20 protein-coding genes and 1 pseudogene are annotated in these 24,761 nt (G+C 45.2%); 2 read left to right on the top strand and 19 right to left on the bottom strand.

Features of this window, described 5'->3' with window-relative positions:
- Positions 1 to 214: 214 nt before the first annotated feature.
- The 7 genes from pruA to AC1DPK_RS08525 form a co-directional block, all read right to left on the bottom strand.
- The gene (gene pruA / locus AC1DPK_RS08555; RefSeq protein ID WP_477510004.1) at positions 215 to 1,780 is read right to left on the bottom strand and encodes an L-glutamate gamma-semialdehyde dehydrogenase; all 1,566 of its coding nucleotides are present in this window, start codon (positions 1,778 to 1,780) and stop codon (positions 215 to 217) included.
- A gap of 12 nt (positions 1,781 to 1,792) precedes the next feature.
- Positions 1,793 to 2,707: a proline dehydrogenase family protein gene (locus tag AC1DPK_RS08550; RefSeq protein ID WP_477510003.1), complete on the bottom strand. Its 915-nt coding sequence runs from the start codon at positions 2,705 to 2,707 to the stop codon at positions 1,793 to 1,795.
- A 31-nt stretch (positions 2,708 to 2,738) separates the two neighbouring features.
- Positions 2,739 to 3,641: an arginase gene (gene rocF, locus AC1DPK_RS08545; RefSeq protein ID WP_477510002.1), complete on the bottom strand. Its 903-nt coding sequence runs from the start codon at positions 3,639 to 3,641 to the stop codon at positions 2,739 to 2,741.
- A 98-nt stretch (positions 3,642 to 3,739) separates the two neighbouring features.
- Positions 3,740 to 4,945 carry an ornithine--oxo-acid transaminase gene (locus tag AC1DPK_RS08540; RefSeq protein WP_477510001.1) on the bottom strand — a complete coding sequence of 402 codons (1,206 nt, stop codon included), beginning with the start codon at positions 4,943 to 4,945 and terminating at the stop codon, positions 3,740 to 3,742.
- A 110-nt stretch (positions 4,946 to 5,055) separates the two neighbouring features.
- On the bottom strand, positions 5,056 to 5,778 hold the full coding sequence (locus AC1DPK_RS08535) for an amino acid ABC transporter ATP-binding protein (RefSeq protein ID WP_477510000.1): 723 nt from the start codon (positions 5,776 to 5,778) through the stop codon (positions 5,056 to 5,058).
- Positions 5,778 to 6,428 carry an amino acid ABC transporter permease gene (locus AC1DPK_RS08530; protein WP_477509999.1) on the bottom strand — a complete coding sequence of 217 codons (651 nt, stop codon included), beginning with the start codon at positions 6,426 to 6,428 and terminating at the stop codon, positions 5,778 to 5,780. Before AC1DPK_RS08530 ends, AC1DPK_RS08535 begins: the two co-directional genes overlap by 1 nt.
- 22 nt (positions 6,429 to 6,450) lie before the next feature.
- On the bottom strand, positions 6,451 to 7,275 hold the full coding sequence (locus AC1DPK_RS08525) for a transporter substrate-binding domain-containing protein (protein ID WP_477509998.1): 825 nt from the start codon (positions 7,273 to 7,275) through the stop codon (positions 6,451 to 6,453).
- Between the two features lie 352 nt (positions 7,276 to 7,627).
- Here AC1DPK_RS08525 and AC1DPK_RS08520 point away from each other — a divergent pair, with 352 nt between their 5' ends.
- A complete protein-coding gene (locus AC1DPK_RS08520) occupies positions 7,628 to 8,272 on the top strand; it encodes a GntR family transcriptional regulator (protein ID WP_477509997.1) in 645 nt (214 codons plus the stop codon).
- Positions 8,273 to 8,337: 65 nt separating this feature from the next.
- Here AC1DPK_RS08520 and AC1DPK_RS08515 read toward each other — a convergent pair whose 3' ends face one another.
- From AC1DPK_RS08515 to AC1DPK_RS08505, 3 genes and pseudogenes are all read right to left on the bottom strand, one after another.
- Positions 8,338 to 10,704, bottom strand: a complete 2,367-nt coding sequence (locus tag AC1DPK_RS08515) for a putative bifunctional diguanylate cyclase/phosphodiesterase (protein WP_477509996.1) — start codon at positions 10,702 to 10,704, stop codon at positions 8,338 to 8,340.
- A gap of 354 nt (positions 10,705 to 11,058) precedes the next feature.
- A pseudogene (locus tag AC1DPK_RS08510) lies at positions 11,059 to 11,143 on the bottom strand (DUF3934 family protein); the annotation flags it as partial.
- A 176-nt stretch (positions 11,144 to 11,319) separates the two neighbouring features.
- Positions 11,320 to 11,514 carry a hypothetical protein gene (locus tag AC1DPK_RS08505; RefSeq protein ID WP_076270361.1) on the bottom strand — a complete coding sequence of 65 codons (195 nt, stop codon included), beginning with the start codon at positions 11,512 to 11,514 and terminating at the stop codon, positions 11,320 to 11,322.
- Between the two features lie 411 nt (positions 11,515 to 11,925).
- Here AC1DPK_RS08505 and AC1DPK_RS08500 point away from each other — a divergent pair, with 411 nt between their 5' ends.
- Positions 11,926 to 12,552 (top strand): SGNH/GDSL hydrolase family protein, encoded by a 627-nt coding sequence (locus tag AC1DPK_RS08500; RefSeq protein ID WP_441884424.1) that lies wholly within the window; start codon positions 11,926 to 11,928, stop codon positions 12,550 to 12,552.
- Between the two features lie 85 nt (positions 12,553 to 12,637).
- Here AC1DPK_RS08500 and AC1DPK_RS08495 read toward each other — a convergent pair whose 3' ends face one another.
- From AC1DPK_RS08495 to AC1DPK_RS08455, 9 genes are all read right to left on the bottom strand, one after another.
- Positions 12,638 to 13,627 carry a Gfo/Idh/MocA family protein gene (locus AC1DPK_RS08495; protein ID WP_477509995.1) on the bottom strand — a complete coding sequence of 330 codons (990 nt, stop codon included), beginning with the start codon at positions 13,625 to 13,627 and terminating at the stop codon, positions 12,638 to 12,640.
- Positions 13,628 to 13,679: 52 nt separating this feature from the next.
- Positions 13,680 to 14,318 carry a ThuA domain-containing protein gene (locus tag AC1DPK_RS08490; protein ID WP_477509994.1) on the bottom strand — a complete coding sequence of 213 codons (639 nt, stop codon included), beginning with the start codon at positions 14,316 to 14,318 and terminating at the stop codon, positions 13,680 to 13,682.
- A gap of 36 nt (positions 14,319 to 14,354) precedes the next feature.
- On the bottom strand, positions 14,355 to 15,116 hold the full coding sequence (locus AC1DPK_RS08485; RefSeq protein WP_477509993.1) for a sugar phosphate isomerase/epimerase family protein: 762 nt from the start codon (positions 15,114 to 15,116) through the stop codon (positions 14,355 to 14,357).
- A gap of 229 nt (positions 15,117 to 15,345) precedes the next feature.
- Positions 15,346 to 16,962, bottom strand: coding sequence for an ABC transporter substrate-binding protein (locus AC1DPK_RS08480; protein WP_477509992.1), 1,617 nt, complete (start codon positions 16,960 to 16,962; stop codon positions 15,346 to 15,348).
- A 75-nt stretch (positions 16,963 to 17,037) separates the two neighbouring features.
- The gene (locus tag AC1DPK_RS08475; RefSeq protein WP_076270355.1) at positions 17,038 to 17,949 is read right to left on the bottom strand and encodes a carbohydrate ABC transporter permease; all 912 of its coding nucleotides are present in this window, start codon (positions 17,947 to 17,949) and stop codon (positions 17,038 to 17,040) included.
- Between the two features lie 12 nt (positions 17,950 to 17,961).
- Positions 17,962 to 18,882 carry an ABC transporter permease gene (locus tag AC1DPK_RS08470; protein ID WP_076270425.1) on the bottom strand — a complete coding sequence of 307 codons (921 nt, stop codon included), beginning with the start codon at positions 18,880 to 18,882 and terminating at the stop codon, positions 17,962 to 17,964.
- A 72-nt stretch (positions 18,883 to 18,954) separates the two neighbouring features.
- Positions 18,955 to 21,762 carry a beta-galactosidase gene (locus AC1DPK_RS08465; protein WP_477509991.1) on the bottom strand — a complete coding sequence of 936 codons (2,808 nt, stop codon included), beginning with the start codon at positions 21,760 to 21,762 and terminating at the stop codon, positions 18,955 to 18,957.
- 284 nt (positions 21,763 to 22,046) lie between these two features.
- On the bottom strand, positions 22,047 to 23,108 hold the full coding sequence (locus AC1DPK_RS08460; RefSeq protein WP_477510051.1) for a LacI family DNA-binding transcriptional regulator: 1,062 nt from the start codon (positions 23,106 to 23,108) through the stop codon (positions 22,047 to 22,049).
- Between the two features lie 169 nt (positions 23,109 to 23,277).
- Entirely contained in the window at positions 23,278 to 24,498 is a 1,221-nt protein-coding gene (locus AC1DPK_RS08455) for an MFS transporter (RefSeq protein WP_477509990.1), read from the bottom strand.
- Positions 24,499 to 24,761: the final 263 nt, after the last annotated feature.

Raw genomic sequence — 24,761 nt, 5'->3', positions numbered from 1 at the left:
AATCAATTTTGACTTAATCTAGGGTGCGCCTTATGTATATGTGGGTAAAGCGTCAAAATTTGTATACAATATACTTCTTTACGTGAGATAGTGTAACATCAACATTTCATATAGACAATGATATTTTCAGATATTCGATTAAAATTCGATAAAAATCAATCTATTATGTTATTTTATATGACATTAAATTTTAAGGATGCCGACTATTATTCATTCATAGTTTAATAGACGTAAGTTTAGCTTGCGTGAACAATAGCATATAATCATGTCCGCCAGCCTTTGAATCTGTACCTGACATATTAAATCCCCCAAAGGGATGAACGCCTACTAACGCTCCCGTACATTTACGGTTAATATATAGATTGCCGCAATGCATTTCCTGCAGCGCTGCTTGAATACGATCCTCTTCTTCTGAGAAAAAAGCTCCTGTCAGACCAAACTCCGTATCATTGTAAATATGAATAGCCTCCTGCCAATCCTTCGCCTTAGCAATCGCTAGTACAGGCCCGAATATCTCTTCTTGCATTAACGAATCTTTTGGAGCAACATCAGCAAATACCGTTGGCTCTATGAAATAGCCGCTCTCTATTCCTTTTCCTCCGCCTACTATTAATCTACCTTCACTCTTGCCTCTCTCAATGGCATTCAAAATCTTGTCAAAAGAAGCTTTATCAATAACAGGCCCGATTGCCGCATTCTCTTCCGGGGAACCCATAACAAGCTTGCTCGTTCTTTCTTTCACTTTTTCAATAAGCTCATCATACACATCCGCTACAACAATGGCTYTTGAGCCTGCCGAGCATTTCTGTCCTTGAAACCCAAAAGCAGACGCCACAATAGCATCAGCAGCAGCATCGATATTGGCCGTTTCATCTACGACAATACCGTCTTTCCCGCCCATTTCCGCTACAACTCGCTTCATCCATATTTGTCCCGGCGCTTGCTCAGCAGCCAGCCTATTAATACGCAGCCCTATTTCCTTCGAGCCTGTGAAACTAATGAATCTGGTCTTTGGATGGCTAGTCAAGTAGTCACCGATTTCTGCACCGCTTCCCGGCAAATACTGAATAACATCAGCAGGCATCCCCGCCTCCACCATCAGCTCATAGAACTTGTAAGCAATAATCGGAGTTGTAGATGCAGGTTTCATAATAATCGTGTTGCCTGCAACAATAGAGGCACTAGCCATCCCAGCGCATATTGCCAGCGGGAAATTCCAAGGCGGAATAACAATCCCGACGCCCAGCGGAATATAAGTCAGCCGATTGTCTTCACCTGCTAGCTTAACCAGCGGCTTTAGCTCATTGGTTTCCGCTAATTTCAACATTTCACGTGCATAATAATCCATAAAATCAATCGCTTCTGCGGTATCTGCATCGGCTTCTGCCCAGTTTTTACCTGACTCAATTACGAGCCACGCCGAAAAATAATGCTTCCGCTCCCGCATGAGCGCTGCGGCTTTCATCAAGCAGCTCGCCCGTGTCCATACCGATGTATGTTTCCACGTTTCAAAAGCAGCAAGCGCTGATTTCATCGCCTGTTCTGCTAATTCTTGGCTCGCTTTTGCCACTTCACCTACTACTTCATCCGACTTTGCCGGGTTGCGCGATACGATATAATCAGAGGTATGAACGGCATGACCTCCAATATGCAGCGGGTATTGCTTGCCTAATTCCGTTCTCACATGAGCAATTGCTTCCAGAAAGGCAGCGCGGTTCTCAGCATTGCCAAAATCAGTCATCGGTTCAGTAACAAATGGCGTTACATTCCATTCTCTCATTGTCATTCCCCTCTACTTCCACATATTTTTCAGTACAAACCAAACGTTATCAGGTCGTTCTGCCAGTCTTCGCATGAAATAACCAAACCAATCTTCACCGTAAGGGACATATATTCTTACTCTATAACCATCACGAACGAGTTCATCCTGCAGCTCCTCGCAAATGCCATAAAGCATTTGGAACTCGAATTGCTCCACTGGAATTCCCTGCTCTTTGATGAACCTTTTTGCGGTATCAATGATGGCGCGATCATGGGTCGCTATCCCCGTGTAGCTGCCGCTCTGCAAATGCATCTTTATTAATCTCTCAAATGATTGATCGACATCCGTTTTCTGCGGATAGGCAACCTCTTCAGCTTCTTTATAAGCGCCCTTCACCAATCTTAGGTTGGCACGATTAAGTCCTAGCTCATAAACATCCTGCTCCGAGCGAAACAAATAAGCTTGAATAACGATACCTACATGGTCATATGACTCTCGCAGCCTCTTATATAGATCAAGAGCAGGCTGGCAGTGAGAGTAATCTTCCATATCGATTCGAACAAAAATGTTCATTTTCGCAGCGGCATCCAATATCGTTCTCATATGCTCCTCGCACAGCTTGCTGTCTAGATCCAGTCCTAAGCTTGTAAGCTTTAATGATAAGTTCGCATTTGCATTAGAAGCAGCAATTGCCTTTAGCGTGCGCAAGCACATATTTGCGGAATGAGCTGCCTCTTCCTTACCTCGAATAAATTCACCTAAATGATCTAAAGTTGCCATTTTTCCTTGTTTATTAAGCTTCTTGACCGCTTCAATGGCGCTGCTTATCTCAACCCCAGCTACAAATCGGCTAGCTCCCAGCTTGAGGCCATATTTACGCGCCAAGCTCCCAATCCGAATGCTTTTGCCGAGAGTCAGAAAAAAGCTCCTCATCATTTTTTCCATAGCGAACCCTCGTCCCCTAACCGCCTAGATTCTATATGATTCGTTTGCCAAGCAGAGAGGTCGCCATCTCAACCGCAAGCCGAGAAGTACGCATGCCTACATCCAGCAGAGGATTTACTTCCACAATATCCATAGAGGTTACGCGGCCTGTTTCAGCTAGCAGCTCCAGCGCTAGATGCGCTTCGCGATAGCTTATTCCGCCTGGAACCGGCGTCCCTACACCAATAGCTTCCGCCGGGTCCATACAATCCATATCAAAGCTTACATGCACACCATCCGTACCGCTGCTCACAATCTCAATCGCCTTCTCCATGACTGCCTTCATGCCCATTCGGTCAATGTCATGCATCGTGAAGCAAGCGATACCTTCTGAGCGAATAAGCTCCTTCTCGTAATGATCCAAATCACGCGCTCCGATAATCACTACATTTTCTTTCTTAATGAGCTGTCCAGCTCCCGGTATATCGGAAAGCTTAAACTTCCCTAGACCCATCGCTACCGCAAGCGGCATACCGTGCATATTTCCGGAAGGAGTTGTCTCCTCCGTATTCAAGTCGCCATGCGCATCAAACCAGATAATACCCAAATTATTGTAATGACCAGTCAAACCAGCTAGCGAGCCAATCGCAACACTATGGTCCCCTCCTAATACGAGAGGAAAGGAGTCCGCAAGCACTGCGCGATAGACCTGTTCACCTACTAGCCCGCTCATCTCTTTCACTTCGGGAAAATATTTCATCTTGGGCTGCTTCGGATCAAGCACGCCATGCCTCGGGCAGCTGACCTCGTAGTTGCCAACTAAATCAAATCCCATACTTCTGATTTGACGCGCTAGCCCTGATTGAATAATGCTTTCCGGTCCAAGCTCCGATCCTGCGCGGCTTCCGCCCATCCAGAACGGAACGCTTATGAGTCTCACTTTTTTGCTCGCCATAAAATCCGTCCTCCCCGTCTTGTTAAGATTCGCTTCCCCAATGCTTCCCAAAGTGAACATCCCCTTCCTTAACCTGTCTCCGTCCGCAAATTCATCCCTTATTCGGATTGAAGCACAAGCGCAATCCTTTCTATCGCCCAATCGATCTCTTCTTTCGTTATAATGAGCGGCGGCGCGAACCGAATGGTCGTGTCATGTGTTTCTTTGCACAATAGCCCTTTCGCCATCAGACGTTCACAGTATGGCCTAGCTGCTGTATCAAGCTCCAAACCGATAAACAAGCCCTTACCGCGAATTTCCACAATATGCGGTGAACTAATTTCAGCTAATTGTTCTCGAAAATATTTCCCCAGTTCATCCGAACGCTCTGCCAGCTTCTCCTCCTCAATGACATCAATTGCTGCTGCAGAGACGGCACAAGCCAGTGGGTTGCCGCCAAACGTAGATCCATGCGATCCAGGCTCAAACACGTTTAAAATCGTATCGTTTGCGGCGATTGCCGAAATGGGCATTACCCCGCCGCCCAGCGCTTTGCCCATAATATAAACATCTGGCGTTACATTTTCCCAATCACACGCAAAGCGTCTGCCTGTACGTCCAAAACCGGTTTGAATTTCATCCGCCACGAACAGCACATTATTTTGTTTGCACAATGCATAGGCTCCCGACAAATATCCTTCCGGCGGAATAATGATGCCCGCCTCCCCTTGAATCGGCTCAACGAGAAAGGCAGCTGTATTTGGTGTAATCGCCTGTTCAAGAGCAGCCAAATCACCGTAAGGAACTAACTTGAAGCCTGGCGTAAATGGTCCAAAATCCTTTTTGTATTCCTCCGTTGAAGAGAAGGAAGTGACCGTTATCGTCCGACCATGAAAATTGCCCATACAAACGATAATTTCCGCTTGGTCGTGCTCCACACCTTTCTCACGATATGCCCAGCGACGAACCGCCTTAATGGCGGTTTCCACTGCTTCTGCCCCCGTGTTCATTGCCAAAATTTTATTTTTACCCGTGTAATTAACGAGCTTTTCATAAAACTCACCCAGCTTATCATTGTGAAAAGCTCGCGAAGTGAGCGTTACTTTATCCGCTTGATCTTTAAGTGCATGAATAATCTTTGGATGCCTATGACCATGATTAAGAGCGCTGTACGCACTGAGCATATCCATATACCGATTGCCTTCAGGGTCGTTCACCCAGACACCTTCAGCCTCCGAAATAACGATAGGCAGCGGATGGTAATTGTGTGCGCCGTATCGATCCGACTGCTCCATGACAACCGCTGTAGATTTGGTAGATGTCATATCGATGAAATCACTCCCTACAAATTTGTATACAATATTCAATTACTGTTATAAAAAAACCTGGATTGATTATTAACCACCAGGAATTTACAAACTAAACGACCTTGCTGCTATAAAACCTTTGCCAAAAAATCTTGCGTTCGCGGGTGCTGAGGATTTTGGAATACCTTCAGCGGCACTCCCTCTTCAACAATGCAGCCGCCATCCATAAACAGCAGCCTATCGCCAACCTCGCGGGCAAAACCCATTTCATGCGTTACAATAACCATCGTCATTCCGTTTTGAGCAAGCTTCCGCATGACTTCAAGCACCTCGCCAACCATCTCAGGATCGAGTGCTGACGTTGGTTCATCAAACAGCATTACGCTAGGCTGCATGGCAAGCGCTCTCGCTATCGCAACACGCTGCTTTTGTCCGCCTGAGAGACGATCTGGATAGGCATCTTTCTTGTCTTCGAGCCCCACTAAGCGCAGCAGCTCCACAGCTTCTACATTTGCCTGCTCTTTGCTCAGCTTCTTTAGCTTACGCGGAGCAAGGGTTAAATTTTCCAAGACGGTCATATGCGGAAATAAATTAAAATGCTGAAACACCATGCCCATTTCTTGACGAATCCGATTTAACTCCGACTGTTTATTTATAATTTCACAATCATTCAGCTGAATATGACCAGCCGACGGCTCCTCCAATCGATTCAAACAACGAAGAAAGGTGCTTTTCCCTGATCCGCTTGGTCCGATAACAACAACAACCTCGCCTTTGCGAATTACCGTGTCTATCCCCTTCAATATTTCGTTTTTTCCATAAGATTTGCGCAGCCCTTTTACGACTATCATCAGCTTCTCAACTTCCTCTCTAGCACAGCAAGCAGCCTGGATAATGTAAATGTCATGATAAAATATAATGCACAAGCGACTAACAGCGGCTCCATCGGCGAGAAGGTGACGCTCTGAACCGTCCGAGCATTGTACATTAGCTCCGCAATACTAATGACGGATATAAGCGAGGAGTCTTTAATAATAATAATGAATTCATTGCCAATGGCCGGCAGCATATTGCGAAAGGCTTGCGGCAGCACGATGTACCGAAGCGCCATACCTCTGCTCAGCCCCAAGGATCGAGCCGCCTCCGTCTGTCCCTTGTCGATCGCTTCGATTCCCGCTCGAAATACCTCAGCCATATAGGCAGAACTATTAATTGTAAGCGCCACCACTCCGGAAATGAAAGGCGGCAGATTTATACCAAATCCAGTCAGTCCATAATGGATAATAAAGATTTGTACGAGCATTGGGGTTCCTCGAATGATCTCAATATAGGTAGAGGCCAAAAACTTAACCGGCCAGAAGCGCGAGATTCGTATTAATGCAACGGCAACCCCAAGCACTGTGCCGAGCGCCACGCCGAAGAAAGACAGCTCCAGCGTGACCAAGGCTCCTCTCAAAAAAAATTGCCAATACTCTGTCAGGAAACCGAAGTTTAAATCCATATTCAACTACTCCGTCCGCTCTTTATTCTCCAACCAGCTCATTGGCCTCAACGACATAACGATCAATTTCGCCACTTTCCTTCAAACGAGCAATCGTTCCATCAATTTTATTAAGCAAATCTTGATTGCCCTTCTTAACAGCAATAGACACGCCAGCTTCTTCTACCGGCTGCTCAATCTTCACTTCAGAAACTGCAATATCCGTTTGGACCACTGCGTATTGATCCGCTACCGGTTTTTCTAGAATAATGGCATCAACACGACCGCTCTTCAGCTCCAAAATCAGTTCAGGAATTTTAGCTAAAGCCGTTAACTTCGCATCGGCGATTTCCTGTGCAATGCCTTCTTGAATCGAGCCTTTTTGAATACCGATTTTTTTACCTTTTAAATCATCCAATGACTTGAATTGCTCAGCTTGATCCTTTTTCACCAAAACGCCTTGGCTAGTCAGGTAATAAATTTCAGAGAAATCAACGTTCTTTTTACGTTCTTCCGTAGGTGTCAGACCTGAAATAACCATATCCACTTTTCCTGTATCAAGTGCGAGCAGCAAGCCATCAAAGTCCATATCTTGAATTTTGAGCTCAGCATTCATATCTTTCGCAATCTCTCTAGCAATTTCGATATCAAAACCAACGATCGTATCTTTACCGTCTATCATCTTATGGAACTCAAAGGGTGCATAATCGGCACTTGTACCAAGGGTAAGCGTTGTTTTCTCTACTGCTGGAGGATCTGTTGCCGCGTTATTGTTCGTTGCAGCTGGCGTATTTTCCTTATTGTTTTGACCACATGCCGAAAGGACGACCATAACCGAAATAAGCAGCAATGATAATTTCTTTTTCATTTCCATCTCTCCCAATTCATTATCTGATTTAGTCTAAAATCCCCCGAATTGAATACGGAGTTAAATCTGTATACAATATACATATATGATGGTAGTAATTATAACATCGGTTTCCACTATCTACAATGTTTTTTTATGAATCTATTAAAAATTGTTATTTCGATGTGAGTTATTATGACACCTTTCGACATATTCATACGCTTGTCTAATATCTGGATCAGATGATAAAATAGTGAAATCATCTACTGTACGAATGCATGTTCATTCAACTAAGCCATTTCTCTAACCCATATAAAAGTTATACAGCAAACAACTTCACCTCATTAAAGTAAGTTAGAACAGGGGAACCTACATGCAATCACCTAAATACCAATCGTTAAAAGACCATGTTTACGAGTATATCGCTCAAAAAATCCAAGATGGCACATTACTTCCGAATCAAAAAGTTAATGAAGCTGAAATTTGCAAAAAACTAGATATAAGCCGTACGCCTACCAGAGAAGCATTATTTCAACTATCCTCCGACAATCTCCTAGATTATTTACCTAGACGCGGCTTCACTGTCAAAGCCTTCGATTCCAAGAAAAAACTCGATTTTTCCCGAATTATTGGAGTGTTGGATGCACTCGCTGCTACCTTATGTATTGATTTACTTCAGCAGCCTGACTTCACCGAAATGGAAAGGCTTGTCGACAAAATTGATCTTGATATTAGCAAGCTGTATTTTTCCGATTATCATATGGACCAATATAACTTCCATGATATTTATATAAAAAAATGCGATAATCCTGTATTAATTGAAACGTTGAATTCATTAAAAAACAGCTTTATTCGTCAATCCTATGCAAGTGAAGACAAACCAAAGCTCGCAAACGTGCTAAAGCAAGTAAATGCGGAGCATCGAAAAATTCTTAACTTGTTCAAAGAGAAGGATAAAGAAGCCTTGGAAGCTACACTTAAGCATCACTGGCGCATTATTGATACCGAGATGCTCTAATGACATACCAAAAAAAGGCTGCCAGCTTGAAGCTGGCAGCCTTCGTTTATGTACTTTCGAACCTATCACCTAGCGATTAATAGTTTATTAAACTCTAGCAATGGGAGCGGCTTATGATAGTAATAACCCTGCGCTTTGTCACAGCCAAGCTGCTTTAGCTGTTCATATTGATCCAATGTTTCTACGCCCTCAGCAACCACCTGCTTCTGCAGGTCATGCCCCATCGACACAATCGTCTTCACGATGGATAAGCCACCTTGATAGGCATCCATATCAGTAATAAAGGAGCGGTCAATTTTGATAATAGCAATCGGCAGCTGCCTTAGCACACTTAATGAGGAATAACCTGTACCAAAATCATCAATGGCGATATGTATACCTAAAGCAACAAGCTCATCGAGCATCTTTCTAGCTACATTTAAATTATTAACGACCATGCTCTCCGTAATCTCCAAGCATAACCGATCAGGCTCAAGGCCACTGCTGCGCAAAATCTCCTGAACCTTGTTTACGAAATCTGGCTGCATGAATTGTCTCGACGAAACGTTCACCGATAGCATAAAATCATTCCAGCCTTGCTCCTGCCACAGTTTACCCTGCTGACAAGCTTCCGCAATAACCCATTGTCCGATTTCATTAATTAATCCCGTTTGCTCCGCCAGCGTGATAAATTCTCCTGGGTGCACCATGCCAAGCTCTACCGATTGCCAGCGAATAAGCGCCTCCGCCCCTATCAGCTGTCCGCTTGCCAAATTAATCTGCGGCTGATAATGGAGAACAAATTCCTTGCGTTTCAGTGCTTTGCGAAGATGCTTCTCCAGCTTGACGTCCCGCTGTACTAGAGCAATCATCTCATTCGTATACAAACGATACTGATTGCCTCCGCTATGTTTCGCATTGTACATGGCAATGTCTGCCCTCTTGATAAGCCCATCAGAGCTGTCATCATCAAATGGATGGACACTAATTCCAATGCTGCCGCCTAAGTAGAAATCTTGCCCTTGAAGCGTAATCGGCAGCTGAAAGGCTAGATGAATGTTTTCTGCAAGCGATACGATCTCATCATATTCTTCCGCTTCTTTAATTAAAATAATAAATTCATCTCCGCCCAGGCGGGCAAGCAAATGCCGATGGTCCACATTTTGACGCAGGCGCTGAGCAACGTCAATTAAAGCCTGATCACCAAACTGATGTCCAAGCGTATCGTTTATCAGCTTAAAGCGATCCAAATCGATAAGCATGACTCCGAGCAGCGCTTTTGATGATTTCACAGCTTTCAACGAAGTTTCCAGTTCTCGATTAAAATGATAGCGGTTAGGCAGCTTAGTCAATGTATCGTGATGTGCCAAAAAATGTATGAGACGCGACTCTTCCTGCTGCTGCGTAATATCCCGAATGACCATTAACAAAAACCAATCCTTACCCTCAGCCATCATTTCCGTATCAGCCAAAATCGCACGTTTCTGGCCTTTTCGATTCACTATGGTCAGCTCACGGTTTCTCCATGCATCCTTCGGAAAGGAAGCAGCAAAGGCTTCCTCCATGTCTTTGCGTTCGTTCATAACGATGAATTCAGATAAAGAGCGATTTTCCAGCTCCTCTTCCTTCTCAAATCCAAGTATACGAAGCGCACCTGGATTTACTTCCTTCATGATCATATTTTTGTCGATCATAATGATGGCGGTTGGGGAAAAATGATAAAGCAGCTCATATTTTTTGGATGTAGAAGGCAGGAAATCATTTTTCATATAGACACGAAGTGAAATACTCCATATTATAGTTGTCAAAAAAATGACTGAATCTGAAATATAAACATAGGGCGAGAAAGCAGTATATACAATTAAGACCCCGATCGTTGCCAACTGGTAAAATAAATTGGCTTTTAGCAGTATCATAAATCGTTTGCGATCAACGTTATTATTCGCTTTATAATGGGCTATTAAACAAATAGCTATATTAAGCAATGAATACATGACCAAAAAACCATAAATAACAGTCATAGCTGGAGCAACTTCGATTTGCTTCCAAAAACCTTCTATACGAACCCCTTCAAGCAAATATTCTCTTCCTCTTATGGCTAGAAGCAGAAAATACATTATAAAGGGTATAAAAGCTATGCCTATGGTGCTCCATCGAGAAAGCCGATGATAACTGTTTGTTGCCGTGAGATGAAGCAAAACGCTCATGCTTACCGCGGCTATAGAAGCTGGGTAAACCATATAAGCAGAAATATTCAGCGCATACTCGGCAGATAACAGCTGCTCGAGGTATTGAAAAAAAATCATACTCGCCAGCAAACAAATGGYAAGAAAGGCAAGACGATTCTCAATATGCTTAGCGTTTCGTCTTATAATAACTAAAGCGGTGTCAATCATATACATGACGGGAAAGATAAAGAAGAGAAGAAGCATTATGGATTGATAGTCACTCATATGATGAAGCCACCTCGCTGAACATTATTCAAAAATACAATTCACATTTTTATCCAAGCAATAGTACCATTATAAAACTTAAATATCGGCAGGACAACGAGAAAAAGACGGTTAAACAGAGAGCTTCCCTGTCTAACCGTCTTTCGTTTCATAAGAGCATCATGGCTCACGCACAGATTGCTCTTTGTTATTTCTATTTTCTGCCCTTAGCCGCGCTTCCACCTTTAAATGCGGTACTGCCTTTAGTCATGTTAGCGCTTTTAGCATTAGGCGTATTTTTATCGTCCGTTTTACCTTTTTCACCTTCAGCGCCTTTAGCACCTTGGTTTCTGCCAAACACCTTTTTCGCTAACTTCTTCTTTTCCCCTGCTTGCCAGCGATTCCAGCCTTTTTTGTCCGTTCCTCTGCCGGTTCCGCCTTTACCCTTTGTACTACTCATATTATCACTCCATCATGTCTTCTATGCCGAGTTAAACCTCATAAAATGCAGCTAAAGCATCTATCAGAATCTTGTTCCTCGTTATCATTACTTATCAGTATACCATTAATCCTGCACTTGGATTCTTATGATGGCTTTTAAATTTTAAATTTCGTTATGCTCTTCGTTTGTTATTCTTAATAAACATGAACCTTATCGCTCATGATTTTCCGAAGAATATTTTTATGGCGCTCAGCTCTAAGGACCAAAGCCTTTAACGCAGCTAACGCTTCACCAGCTTGTTCGAGGTAATACTCGTCGCCAAAAAGCGTGTATAATCTCATATAATCATTATATTCATCCAGCCATTCATTGAAGTAAGAAGAGATCATTCCCATCACTCCCTTAATTCGATTATAGAGCAAGAACATTAAGATTTTATGAAAAAAATAGGAGGAAAAGCATAAAATCATTCTAGCTGTTTCTGTTCTTATCGTTTATAGTATATTTTAAAGTTTTCTGAATATTCCCAAAAATGTTTACGCACCATTAACAAATGCTGCCCCAATCTATTTATCCTTCTCTATACTATTAAATAGGAAATAACAGAAAAGTTAAATAGAAACTTCAGTTATAATTGTTTCTTATTTTATGGAAGAAAAAAACAGCTGCTTATTGACCAGAGAATGGAATCCTTTGTATTATGAATTTGCTGACAAATAGAAAGCGCTCACAGCTATCCCGCTTCAAGACATGTTTTATCTTATGAAGACTAGTATTTGAACTCATTGGAGGTCTAAAAAATGACATTAATCGATCAAAACGCAATTGTTCTATTTCAAGGCGACAGCATCACGGATGCTGGCCGCAACCGAAATGACTGGGCAAATCTAGGATCGGGTTATGCAAATCTTGTAACGTCTTTGTTTACGAGTAAATATCCTGAGAAACAAGCTACGTTTCTGAACCGCGGGATATCGGGTGACCGTGTCATTGATTTGGAGCGGAGATGGGAAGTGGATTGCCTTGATTTGAAACCAAGCCTGTTGTCTGTTTATGTGGGCATTAATGATACTTGGCGCCGCTATGACAATAACGATCCACTTAGCACGGAGGAATACTATACCACTTACCGCCGCTTGCTGAGCAGAGCAAAGGAGCAGTTGAACGCTAAGCTTGTTCTAGTCGAACCTTTCGTGCTTCCAGTAAATGATAGCCAGAAGCAATGGCGTGAAGATCTTGATCCAAAAATTCAAGCTGTCCGCGAGCTCGCTGGAGAATTTAAAGCCATTTATGTTCCGCTTGATGGTTTGTTCGCACAGGCTGCAACGCAGACAGGACCGGCTTATTGGGCTCCCGACGGTGTTCACCCGTCTCCTGCTGGTGCCGCACTCATTGCTGAAGCATGGCTTCAAGCGGTAAAAGCATAAGCGATTTAGAAAGCTTCTGCTTAGAGGCATCGATACTGATAAAAAAAGGAGTAGGCGCATACGCAGCCTACTCCTTTTTTTACAATTATTCATCAGCAGGATAACGAAGACCCCACTGCTTCCTGATCGTATCCAGCGTCTCCATAATTGCTAGCGTCTCATCCAGCGGAATGATTGAACTTTCGAGCCTTCCCTCACGGAGCGCATTCATCGCTTCCTCAGCTTCAAATGAATAACCCTCTGCTTCACGGTCGTCCTTGATCGACTCTGCAGCACCCTGTTTCGGGTGCAAATATGCTGATTTACCGAACAAGAAGTTTGGCACATGAATATGCCCCTTCGTTCCATAAATATAAGCATCATTAACCATTTCCAGCTGTACCGCTCCATTCAGCGATGCAGTACGTCCACCTTCATATTCAAACAACAATGAAAACTGCTCGTCTACTCCCGTCTCGCCAAGACGAGCACTGCTCAGAATTTTGGATGGCGCCCCGCCGAAAATTAATGATGCGAAGGAAACGGGATAAATACCAGCATCCAGCAGCGCACCTCCGCCAAGCGCAGGATCAAGCAAACGGCTTTCCGGCGCCCAGCCGATATCAAAGCCAAAGTCAGCTTTAAGCATTCGCACTTCTCCGATTTTACCATCCGCAATCCATTCCATAACCTTAAGGATTGGCGGTAAAAACCGTGTCCACATCGCTTCCATAAGAAATACTCGTTTCTCTCTGGCTAATGTTATGATTTCTCTCGCTTCCGCTGCATTCATTGTGAATGGCTTCTCGCAAATGACAGCTTTGCCAGCACGCAATAGGGCGAGCACATTTTCTTTATGGATGGGATGCAGCGTGCCCACATAAACAATATCGATCTCGGAATCTTGCGTCAGCTCTTCAATGCTGCCATAAGCGCGTGGGATATTATACTCTTTGGCAAAACGCTCCGCCTTCTCTAGGCTTCTCCCACCAACAGCGACTAGCTCTGCGCCCTCTGCAAATGCTAAATCTTTAACAAACTTTGAGGAAATCCAGCCCGGACCCAAGATGCCCCATTTCATTGTTTGTACCGACATATCCTTATTCACTCCTCTGAATAAAAAATGTACATTTGTTGATAGCTCCCTATTATCGGTCGCTTCCACCGCACCATTTCAAAGCCTGTTTTATCGTTGCTTGATACTCTTCCATCTGCAGCACGGATAAGAGATGCCCTGGTGTAAGCACGCAAACTCTACCTTTACCTTGCTCCCTTATCCAGCCTGCTGGCTGCGTGCCGTGCTCTGACTCCGAAGTCATCAACACTTGAATGCGATCGTCGATAACCTCCATAAAATAATGCTCGTCATGTACTGTAAAGTCCTGTGCATGCGCCTTGTCCCATGGCGTTTCGTCCTTATGAACGATCGTAACGGAACAAGCGGCCGGATGATGCTGGAATACCCCGCCTACAAGCTCAAAGAAAACAGACTCATCACGATAGCCCACCGTTCCTGCATGCAGTACCAGCAATCCTTTTCCTTGCTCGACATAGCTCTGGAATTGCAGCTGAATCTCCTCAGTGAGCCAAGGCGTTGTATCTGTTGCCGACACTTGGTTCGACTTGGCAAGCACAACCACATCCTGCTGATCCATCCACGCGCGCGACCATTCTGATGCATGCTGGGTATAATCGAGCTGAAAACCTTGCTTGCCGAGCGGCTCCAAGCCTTCCTTGATCAGCTTGCCCGGGTGCCAATAATCGTCRCAAATAATGCCGATTTTCATCTCTATCATCCTCTCGCTTCTATATTAACATTGCTCCTATAGAAATTGTTTTAAATTGTTAAAACTAATAGCCAAGCTCTCAAACGGATCACGTCTGCATACATCCTGCTCGACTACATACCACTCTACTCCAATCTCTCTGCATGCTTCAATAATCGCTTTGAAATTCAAGTTTCCTTCGCCAATTTCAGCGAACACTTGCTTATAGTCAACGATTTCCAAATCTTTGAGATGAACAACACCCATTCGGCCTTTAACCTGATGAATCGCATCCACCGGATTTACTCCGCCAACATGTACCCAATAGGTGTCGAGCTCGAATCCAACTGCAGCCGGGTCACTTTCTTGCTGCAAAATATCCATTCCTGTTCTGCCTGCAAACTTCTGGTACTCAAACTGATGATTATGATAAATAAACTGCAAGTCATGCTCCTGCAGCTTTCTTCCAATTTCTGTCGCTTGCTTCGCAAAGGTGGAATAGCCCTCCCCGCTAGTGCGGTATTCATCCGGAATAGAGCCTAACCCAACATACTTACAGTTCCACAGCTTATGCATTTGCACGGTATTGTCAAAGTCATTGACCATAGAATCAAGACTTACATGCGTTGCACAAATACGAAGCCCTTCGGCATCTGCTAATTGCTTCACTCTTTCTGGAGCAATAGGGCCTATTCCCGATACTTGAACCGCTTCATAACCGATTTCTCTTACCTTACGCAGCGTCTGCTCCAAATCCGCTTCATTCTGGCAATAGTCACGCAACGTGTACAACTGTACTGCAATATTTGATGAGTTCATTTCTTCGCCGCCTTTATCATAGATTTGGGTTAGCTTACATGGTTATAGATTCATTGTAGCATTATTAATGAAAGCGCTACTTTACTGAGGTTAACCAAGCATACCCCGCCAATTGATTATAATTGACCTAAAGGACGCTTTTCTTTTAAAGGTGTTGAAAAAAGCGCAACAGGAGCTCCGCACTTTCGTGCTTGGAAACCCCTATTGCGCTTCGCAAACTATCTATTCGTTAACCTTCGATCAGCTTCTTGTAAGCATCCATTTGGCGCTGCAATTCTGCAAGCACCTTGTCGTAGCCAGCTGTTTTCAGCTTGCTGCGGAATTGCTCTACGGCTTGAGCCGGGTCTCCTGCTTTACCATACGTAATCGCAGGTCCCATCTCGCCCGAAACCTGTGTAATCGCCGTTAATTCAGCTTCTACCGGCGTTTTATCAAATACAAATTGGCCGTAAGGGTAAGGTTTCTTGATTTTGTCATATTCCGCATACAACGTTTCTTCGAGCTGATCCCAAGTAGTTACGCTCGGAATTTCGAATTTGTCGACACGTCCACCCCAGAAATCCGAATAAAAGGAATCCTTTGCTTCGTTGTAGGCTGCTGGCTGTTGGCGTTTGCCGTCTTTCACTTCGTATTGAACGCCTTCCAAACCGTAGTTGATCAAATGATAAATTTGCTCGTCGTTGCGAATTAAATCATAAGCCATTAGAGCGCGCTCAGGGTTTTTGCTGTGCGCTCCAAGCGATGTTCCTCCGTGCGTGATGGAGAGCTCCGTCAAGTTATTGCCGCCTGTACGAGCAAATGGGAACATTTGCAGCTCAGAACCTGGTTGATCCTTATCCATATTAACGCGCAGCCCGCCAAACGTTTGTGTATGATGCTGATCCAGTCCCGACAATCCAGCGCGCAGCGCGGAGCGGTTGTCGTTTTTGTTGTTCAGCACATCCTCGCGCCAGTAACCTTTGTCTGCCCATTCCTTCATTAACGTTGCGAAATTAAGGAATGTGTCTTCGAATACAGGGCTCACTACCGTATATTTCTCTTCAAATGATTTGGTCGTGTACACTGGCAAATAGCCCGTTGAAATTGGAAGCTCTAATTGATCCGTGTAGGACGCTGCATACCCGCCAAATGTGCTTGTTGCTGCAACAGCATCCCAAGGAATAACGCCTTCTTTGTTATMTTTAATATATTGCAGGTATTTGCCAATGCCTTCCCAATCTTTAATTGGATCCGTTATGCCCGCTTCCTTCGCCCAATCTCCACGATAGAAGAAGCCATGGTTAACCCACTGTGTGTAATCATTTTCTGGAATCAAAACGATATTTCCTTTATATTTGCTCTCCGACCAGTCCTCTTCAGGAATTGAATTCCAGGTTTGCGGTGCATATTGCGGCAATAAATCATTCAAATTCATAAACGCACCACGCTGTGCATTGCCCCATGTATCAAGCCAGTCCGTACCAATCGTAATCAAATCCACCGCTTCGCCGGATGCCAGCAGCAGATTGTATTTCGTCTGCCAATCTGCCCACTCGACCCATTTCCACTCCAGCTCGGCGTTGATTTTTTCCTTCATCAGCTTATTAACCTCAGCCAGCACCTTCTCGAACTGGCCGTTTTTCGGCTTATCGCCAAGTACGACATAGCTGATTTTTACGAATTTGGACGTATCAGCTGCTTTATTGCCATCATCCGTGTTCGTGCTCCCCTTATTGCCGTTTTCTGTGTTCGTACTCCCTTTATTGCCGCTTTCCTTTTTATCTCCGTTGCTGCCGGAACAGGCCGCAAGGCTGATGATCATCATTACAGCGATTAGCAGAGCGGAAATCTTCTTGACGTTCGACATCTCACTTCTCCCCTTTGTTTTCATGATTCGGGCTTCGCCCTTTATGTGAAGAGACCCTTGCAGGCCTGCGGCACATCAGCCTTTTACAGCACCTACTGTAATTCCCTTAATGAAATACCGTTGCACGAATGGGTAGAACAAAATGACAGGGCCGGTCGCAACCACCGCGGTAGCCATCTTCATCGATTCCAGCGGCATATCACGAAGCTGCACATTGGATGCAGCGGACGAATTGCGGATAAAGTCAGCGCTGGTTACGACATTGTACAAAAACAGCTGAAGCGGCCTGTACTTCATATCCGCCGAGAGGAACAGCATCGAGTTGTACCACTCATTCCAGTAGCCAAGGGCGATAAACAGCCCAATGGTTGCTAACGCCGGCGTAGTCATTGGCAAAATTAGCTTTAGAAAAATGGTAAAGTCGCCTGCTCCATCGATCTTCGCTGATTCGGTAATGGCATGCGGGATTGAACGAACAAAGCTTTTCATCATGATGATGAGAAATGGACTGAGCAGTCCCGGAAGAAGAATAGCAAGATAATTGTCCTTCAGCGTCAAATATTGCGTCATCAGCAAGTAAAAGGGCACAAGGCCGCCGGAGAACAGCGTCGTGAAATAAATGAAAAACGAAATGCCATTTCGATAGCCGAAGTCCGGGCGCTGAAGCGCATAACCCGTCATCGCCACGAGAAAGAGACCAAAGACCGTTCCAACAATGGTGATTCCCATCGTGACAAGGTAGGAACCAATAATGAGATCGGGGTTTTCGAACACGATTTTGTAAGCAAAGGTGCTGAAATCGCGCGGCCACAAGTTGAAGCCGTACTTCTTAATCGTGCCTTCTGCTGTCAGTGAGGTGCCAAGCACGAGCAAGAAGGGCAATAAACAGCATATCGAAAAACATGTAATGAAAAGATAACCAAAACCTTTGACGATGATGCCACTTATGTCTGTCCGAATGCTGCGTGATTCATCCCTATTTTCCATATGTGACACCTCCTAAAATAACGAGTTTTCAGGCGAAGCCTTCTTCACAAGCCAGTTGGCTGTTAAGACGACTACAAAACCGAACAAGGATTGATATAAGCTTACTGCGCTACCAAGCGAGAAGTTGAAGTTTGTCATCAGGGCACGGAATACGTAAGTCTCGATAATATCCGTTGTTGGATATAAGGCTGTGTTGTTTGCGCCTACTAAGTTGAAAAACAAACCGAAGTTGCCTTTAAGAATGCCGCCGAGCGAGAACAGCATCAAGATGATGAAGGTTGGCTTTAGCCAAGGAAGCACGATGTAAATGATGCGTTGGAAGGCGTTGGCGCCGTCAATTTCGGATGCTTCGATAATTTCGTTGTCCAGCCCCATGATGGCTGCAAAATAAATGATCGAACCGTATCCAGTGGACTGCCATAGGTAGGTGAGTACGATGATAAACGGCCATATTTTCGGATCGGAATAGGTTTTGACAGGCTCCATGCCTAACGATTCCAGCAAGCTGTTCAATAAGCCGTAGTCATAGCTCAAGATGTTGTAGGCGATAAGCCCGATTAGAACGGCAGATATAAAGTGAGGTAAAAACATAAGCGTTTGCGTTATCTTCTTGAACCATTTGCGCCGAATCTCATTCAGTAGAATAGCTACAAAAATTTGCATGACATTTCCCAGCACGATGAATACCAAATTGTAAGCTACCGTATTAAATGAGAGCCGCCATAGATCACCATTCATGACGAGAAAGCGAAAGTTGTCAAATGCAACAAACGGGCTTTTGAAGATGCCATCGGAGTAGTTGTAGTTAATAAAAGCTAGATACAAGCCGGGCATCGGCAAGTAAGCAAATATAAGAAAGAAAGCGATGGCCGGCAAACACATGATTAATAACGTTTTGTTGTTCCAAAATCGTCTAAGCTTGCCGCTGCTCATTCGCTTCTGCTTCCTTTGGGGAGCCCGCTCGACTATGGTCGTTTCCATCCTTCTTCCCCCTTGTCGTCATTGCTAGACGGATATGAATTGAATTGCTTCCAAACGCCCTTGCTTCTCTTGATCAACCGCTTCCAGCAGTATCGTTAAGCTTCCTTCTCCGCCCTCATACCAAGCTCCCGGCAAGTAAAAGGAATCCGGGCTTCCGCCTGACATGACAGGCCTGCTCGTTTGGCTTGGCAGCCATAGTCGTCCAACGATTCTTCCTTCCAGAAACACTGTCATTTTAAGGCTAGTGCCGGAAACCTTCGCTCTCCAGCCTTTGCCTGCTTCTGAATTCACGGTAGTCGCATACAGCCATGCGGTTTCTCCTGGCTCCAATGAGATGGGGAATTCGGTTGTTCCGCTTTGCGACCGCAAGTTTTCCGCATGCTCCCGAAGCGCTTCCTCCTCTGCCGCATAAACTGCAAAGTTGTCGGCCTCTTGGCCTTCATACAAGTAAACCTGCCCGGATGGTAAACCAAGCACTCTCTCAACGAATACAGTAAGCTCTACGGATTGCCCTGCCGTCACATGCTCAGAGATATTAAAGTATGGATCAAACGGATGCACCTCGCCTATTTCCTTTCCGTTTACAAAGAGCCGAGCAAGCGATTGAATACCTTGGAAATGCAGCGTCCACGAGTCTGCCGCTTCCGATGCACGGAATGTTTTTCGGTAATATTCGAAAGCCGGATGATCAGGAGACATCCAGCCGCCAAAGTTAACGATCGGCCACATGCTGCTATCAGGCGACTCGATCAGCTCCTTGCGCAAAATCCGATCCGCAGCCCGGTAAACACTCCAGTTACGGCTAAGGTCTCTAACCTCTGTAATGGCTGACAGTCCTTTAATCCCCTTCATCGCATGCAATCGAAGCCCGGGAAGCCTAGCATCGTCAAAGTTCGAATGTCCCCATATCTCCACTCTGGCAAGCAGCTTTCCTTCTTGTAGGCCATTGCTTAAATGAAGATAAGAACTGCCTCCCCCAGCCACTGCCGTTCCCGCGTATTCTCCTCCCGCATACAGCGACACAACATCACTGCCTGAGCGAATAAGAATACCTTTTACCGCTTTGTCTTCAGGCAGTCGAACCGTCGCTTCATACCAAGCATACCCGCGGTAAATTTCATGCTGTTCTAAGTAATCTGCTTTTTTTGAAGCGGATGGGTCTCTCTTATCCTTTTTATTCATAGGTGATGCCGCATCAAAATGATTTAGGCGCCACTCAGCAGCTGCTATTTCAGTGCGATCCGAGTAATGAAGCGGCTTGCCATGATTAATGGTGTCATCAGCATCGTTCAACCCTTCTGAATAAAGCGCTTTCATTCTGTCGGTAATAAATAGCTTCAACGTATGCCCATCCGAAGTAATAATGGAACAGACGCTATCTTCTTTACCTTCAAAGGCGATCCTGACCTTGCCTCCCTCTATCGTTTCCACAGTTGCATTCAGAGCTTTCATATCCACCGGCGCTGCATCTAGCAGCAATACAATTTCACCATAACCTTCTGTATGAAAAGCGAGACTTGCACCTGTATCATTTGTTTCTGCCATATATAGCTCCGCTGTCGAGCTCTCTAGTATTCCTTCTACTCCCCAATGCTGTAGAGGTACTTGAGAAGGCAGCGCCAGCGACCTGCCCGATTTGAGCTTAAAGCTGCTCGCAGCTTTTGTATTCGTATCATTCTCCATTACGATGGCTAGTTCTTTATCTTGATCATCTAAATTCGTAACAAATAGGAGTTTTCCGCCGCCCTTTAACTGCAGGGCATAGGGGCCAACAACTCTATCGCTTTGTCCAATCAGCTTCCAATCCGTGCTTAAGCCTTGGCTTGCAGCCTCAGCGAGCGAAGTGCCGTAAGCTGCAATCATCCGTCCAAGCAGCCTGCCCTCATACGCTTCCTCGCGAATATGCCCTTCAGGAGAAATCATGCCGCCAAAATCATAGTCCGACGTCATAAACGCTAGCGGCTTGCCCCAATTGTTCGTCGCATTCGTGAAGCCAAAATCCGTTCCCGATACCTGCAAATACGGACCGAGCAGCTTGGCGCCGCAGGAGAGCAATCTACGTAGGAGGTAATGTGCCCGGTTCGTCTCCGTTACGAGCAGAGGATAACCTAGTTTAGCTAAGGTTCCACTGTAGTGAAGCACCTTGTCTTCAAATTCAGCCTCTCGATTATCTGGATAGAAATTACAGGTCGGCACCACATCCTCTGCGAGTCCCGATGCTTGCAGCAAGCCGCCCTGACCGGCACAAGCGAACAGCGGCACGGTTATTCCGTGTTTAAGCACCATATCGCGCAGTGCACTAATATATCCTTTGGGGTCATGACAATCATAGAAATCGAGCTCATTATCCAGTTGAACACCGATTACCGTTCCGCCCTCACCTGCTTGGTTCTGCTTTAGCAAAGGCAGGATGTGATCAAACCATTTGGAAACATAGCCGAGGAATTCAGCATCGTTATCGCGAAGCTTCAGTCCCTTCGTAAGCAGATAAGCCGGAAGTGCTCCACCATCCCACTCCGAGCAAATGTAGGGGCCAGGTCTTGCGACGACGTATAGTCCTACTTCGGCAGCCGTTGTCAGGAATGAGGCAATGTCACRCTCTCCGCTAAAATCCCATTCTCCTTCAACTGTTTCATGATAGTTCCATGGAAAATACACATCGATGCTGTTATAACCAAATGCCTTCAGCTGCTCCATCCTCTCCTTCCAAAGCGCGCTTGGAATACGGAAGTAAAACAGCGAGGCACATAGCAAAATATGAGGGGTTTCCTGAATCTTCACGGCATCCGCATCAAATCGCACGGCTGCTTTCGCTCCAATGTCCATGACCATGTCAAAACCTCCAACGAATTAGACTAAAAGCCCGAAATGTGTAACCCGTTTCATGTAACCCGTTACATTTTTAGATAAAAATAAATACACGTCATGACCGGGATAAACAGAACGCAATTCTGTACGGTTCGCTGATGTGTATTTATGTGTTAGCTTCTGGAAAGAAGCGATCTCGCTGTAAATGTAACGGGTTACATTATTGTAGGTGACACCTTGTTATCTTTTCACATTTTGATTGTATTCAACATTGTAAGCGTTGTCAATAATTATTTGAAAACGCAATTTTAAGCATTATTTTGCTTTGAAGGTGGAGCTGTAGACTCTCTTACAACGAGCTCCGGCCTTAATTTGGTGCTCTTATTCACTTTGTTTTTCGTAATCATTAGGTGGAGCAGCTCCGCTGCGTTCCGGCCTACCTCATAACATTTTAGAGAAATCGTCGTTAATTCTGGAATGCTGTTCGAGGCATAAGGAATATCGTCAAACCCAATCAGCGATAGGTCCTGCGGCACGCGAAGCCCTGCTTTGTGAGCAACTTTCATAACGCCGATAGCCACTAAATCGTTCGCGCAAAATATAGCGGTTGGTCGCTCGGGCAGCTCCAGCAGTTGATGCATTAGCTTCTTACCCGCTTCAACGGAAAAACCGCCATCGCGTATCCACTCCTTGCGAGTTTGGACTCCGTTTTTCTCCATCGTTTTCACAAAACCGCGAGTACGCTGAATCGTATTGGACATGTTTTTGTACCCGCCAACAAATGCAATATCCGTATGTCCTAAGTCAATCAAATGCTGTGTCGCAAGCTCTGCGCCCTCCTGCTCATCGGCATATACACGAGTCATCCCTTCACCGGGGAGATTGCCGTTAATGAGCAGCAGCGGCACGCGTTTACTAGCTTCAACCACTTCGCTCACAAGATCTTTGCTTGGCTTAGCAAGGTTAATTCGTCCGCCTATCATCACAATGCCGTCTACTTGCTTCTCCATCAGAATACTCAAATATTGCGACTCCCGCACATATTGCTCTGCTGAATCTCCGTTCGTTGATACCGTATCGCATAGAAAAAAAGTGTAGCCTTTGCTGCGCGCTTCTTGATCCAAGCCTGACAAAACCTCTGGAAAAAAAGGGTTCGTAATATCCGGCAAAATAACGCCTATCATTCCCGTTTCCTTCTTAAACAGGCTTCTTGCAATGGCATTCGGCTGAAACTGATGTTTCGCAATTAACTCCATAACTCGCTCTCTGGTTGACTTTTTTACCGGAGCCGTATTATTAATGACGCGCGACACAGTGGCTACTGAGACGTTCGCTTCCCTAGCAATATCATATACAGTAACCGGCTTGATAGCAGCTCACTCCTCAGTCCAAAGTTCTATTCTTCAGTAGAATAACAGACTTTTGTTTAAATAGAAACGAACATTTCCTATTATTTACAACGAAAGCCAAGAGGAACTAGAGCGCTTTCCCCTAGACTCCGCCTGGCTTGTGCTGCCTATTTATTCACTTTTCTCCGAGTTAAGCTCGATAGGCTGTCTTCGTTTTCACCATCTCATGTCTCCGCTTTATCCATACGCTCACGCCGGCTGCTGCCATAATCATTCCTGTGGCGACAAAGATCCAGTGGATGCCTACGGCCAGGCCTAACAAACCTCCGATGAGCGGACCAAGCATCGCACCGAACTGATTCGCGCTTGTTGTTAGCCCAAATGATCTGCCTCTAAACTGCTCATCTGTGCTTTGGACAACCAGCGTATTGACGATAGGCGCTATGCCAGCCATAAATAAACCGAATATGAATTGCACGATAGCGAAAAGCCATAATTGTTGTACAAAAAACTGCATGCTAATGATCGATCCCGCGCAGAACAGGCATACGACGAGAATCCGGTAGAAGCCCTTCTTCTCACCAAGCCTTCCCCAAACTGGCGATGCCAAAATGCCTGCTATTCCGATAAGCGAGAGCACAAAACCAGCTGACAGCTCCGCTCCTTGCAGCCCCCCTTGCAGCTTGGCAATATGAAGGGTAATGAGCGGCTGTATCATATTAATCGATAGCTGAACGATAACGAGCAGCAGCAGCATACTCATGAGTGCACGATTGCGAAAAGCCATCCGATAAGTGATTGGCTTTTCTTTTTTCGTTCCGGCCGCTGCCCCTTCAGATGTGTCCGCTTTTCCTTCCCTCACCCATACAATAACCGCCACTGTCGCAGCTAAAATAATAAACGCAGCGACAACAAAGGATCTGCGAAGTCCAAATGCTTCAGCCAACAGCCCGCCGAATAATGGTCCGAGAATACCGCCAGTCATCGTACCCGCTTGCATCATGCCAAGGCTCCAGCCAAGCTTCTCCTTCGGTGCAACTGATGCTACGATCGACATGGATGCTGGAACAAATCCACCCACAAAGCCATGCAGCATTCTCACGCCGACGAGCTGCCATGGCGTTTGCACAAAAGCGATCAGCGCATAAATAATAGCTAAGCTGAGTCCTGCTCGTATGACCATTTTCCGCTTCCCATACTTGTCTGCAAGCATCCCCCATAAGGGAGCCATCACTGCTCCGACGAGGAAAGCTGAGGAATGCACAATTCCAGCCCATAGATTGACGGAGCTTTCCGGCACCCCCAAATCGAACAGAAATAGCGGCAGGAACGGTACGGACATCGTATAGCTTGAGCTGCAAAAAAGAACGCCGAACCATAAAATCCACATGGTACGCTTCCATGGTTCCATACTCGGCAACCTCCAGTCTGCCTTGCTTTGCAATTTCCGTGTCATTTACACTATTAACCACTATACGCCTCCTTTACCATTTGTTCAAAAACCACTATAAGGTGCAAAAACAAGAAAACCCGAGACAAACCACGTCAAATGATGGTTAACGAGGTTATTTGCGCTTAGAGGGGCAGTCTGGAAAATGGCATCTTAATACCTAGACTGCAGCCTCTCTATAATCAGCTGCCGCCATTTCATCCCCAAATAACAGAAGGGGCTGT

This window comes from Paenibacillus sp. 01T424, assembly GCF_056398745.1.
Note: the sequence above shows the minus strand (reverse complement) of the source record. Positions and strands in the feature narration are given on the sequence as shown.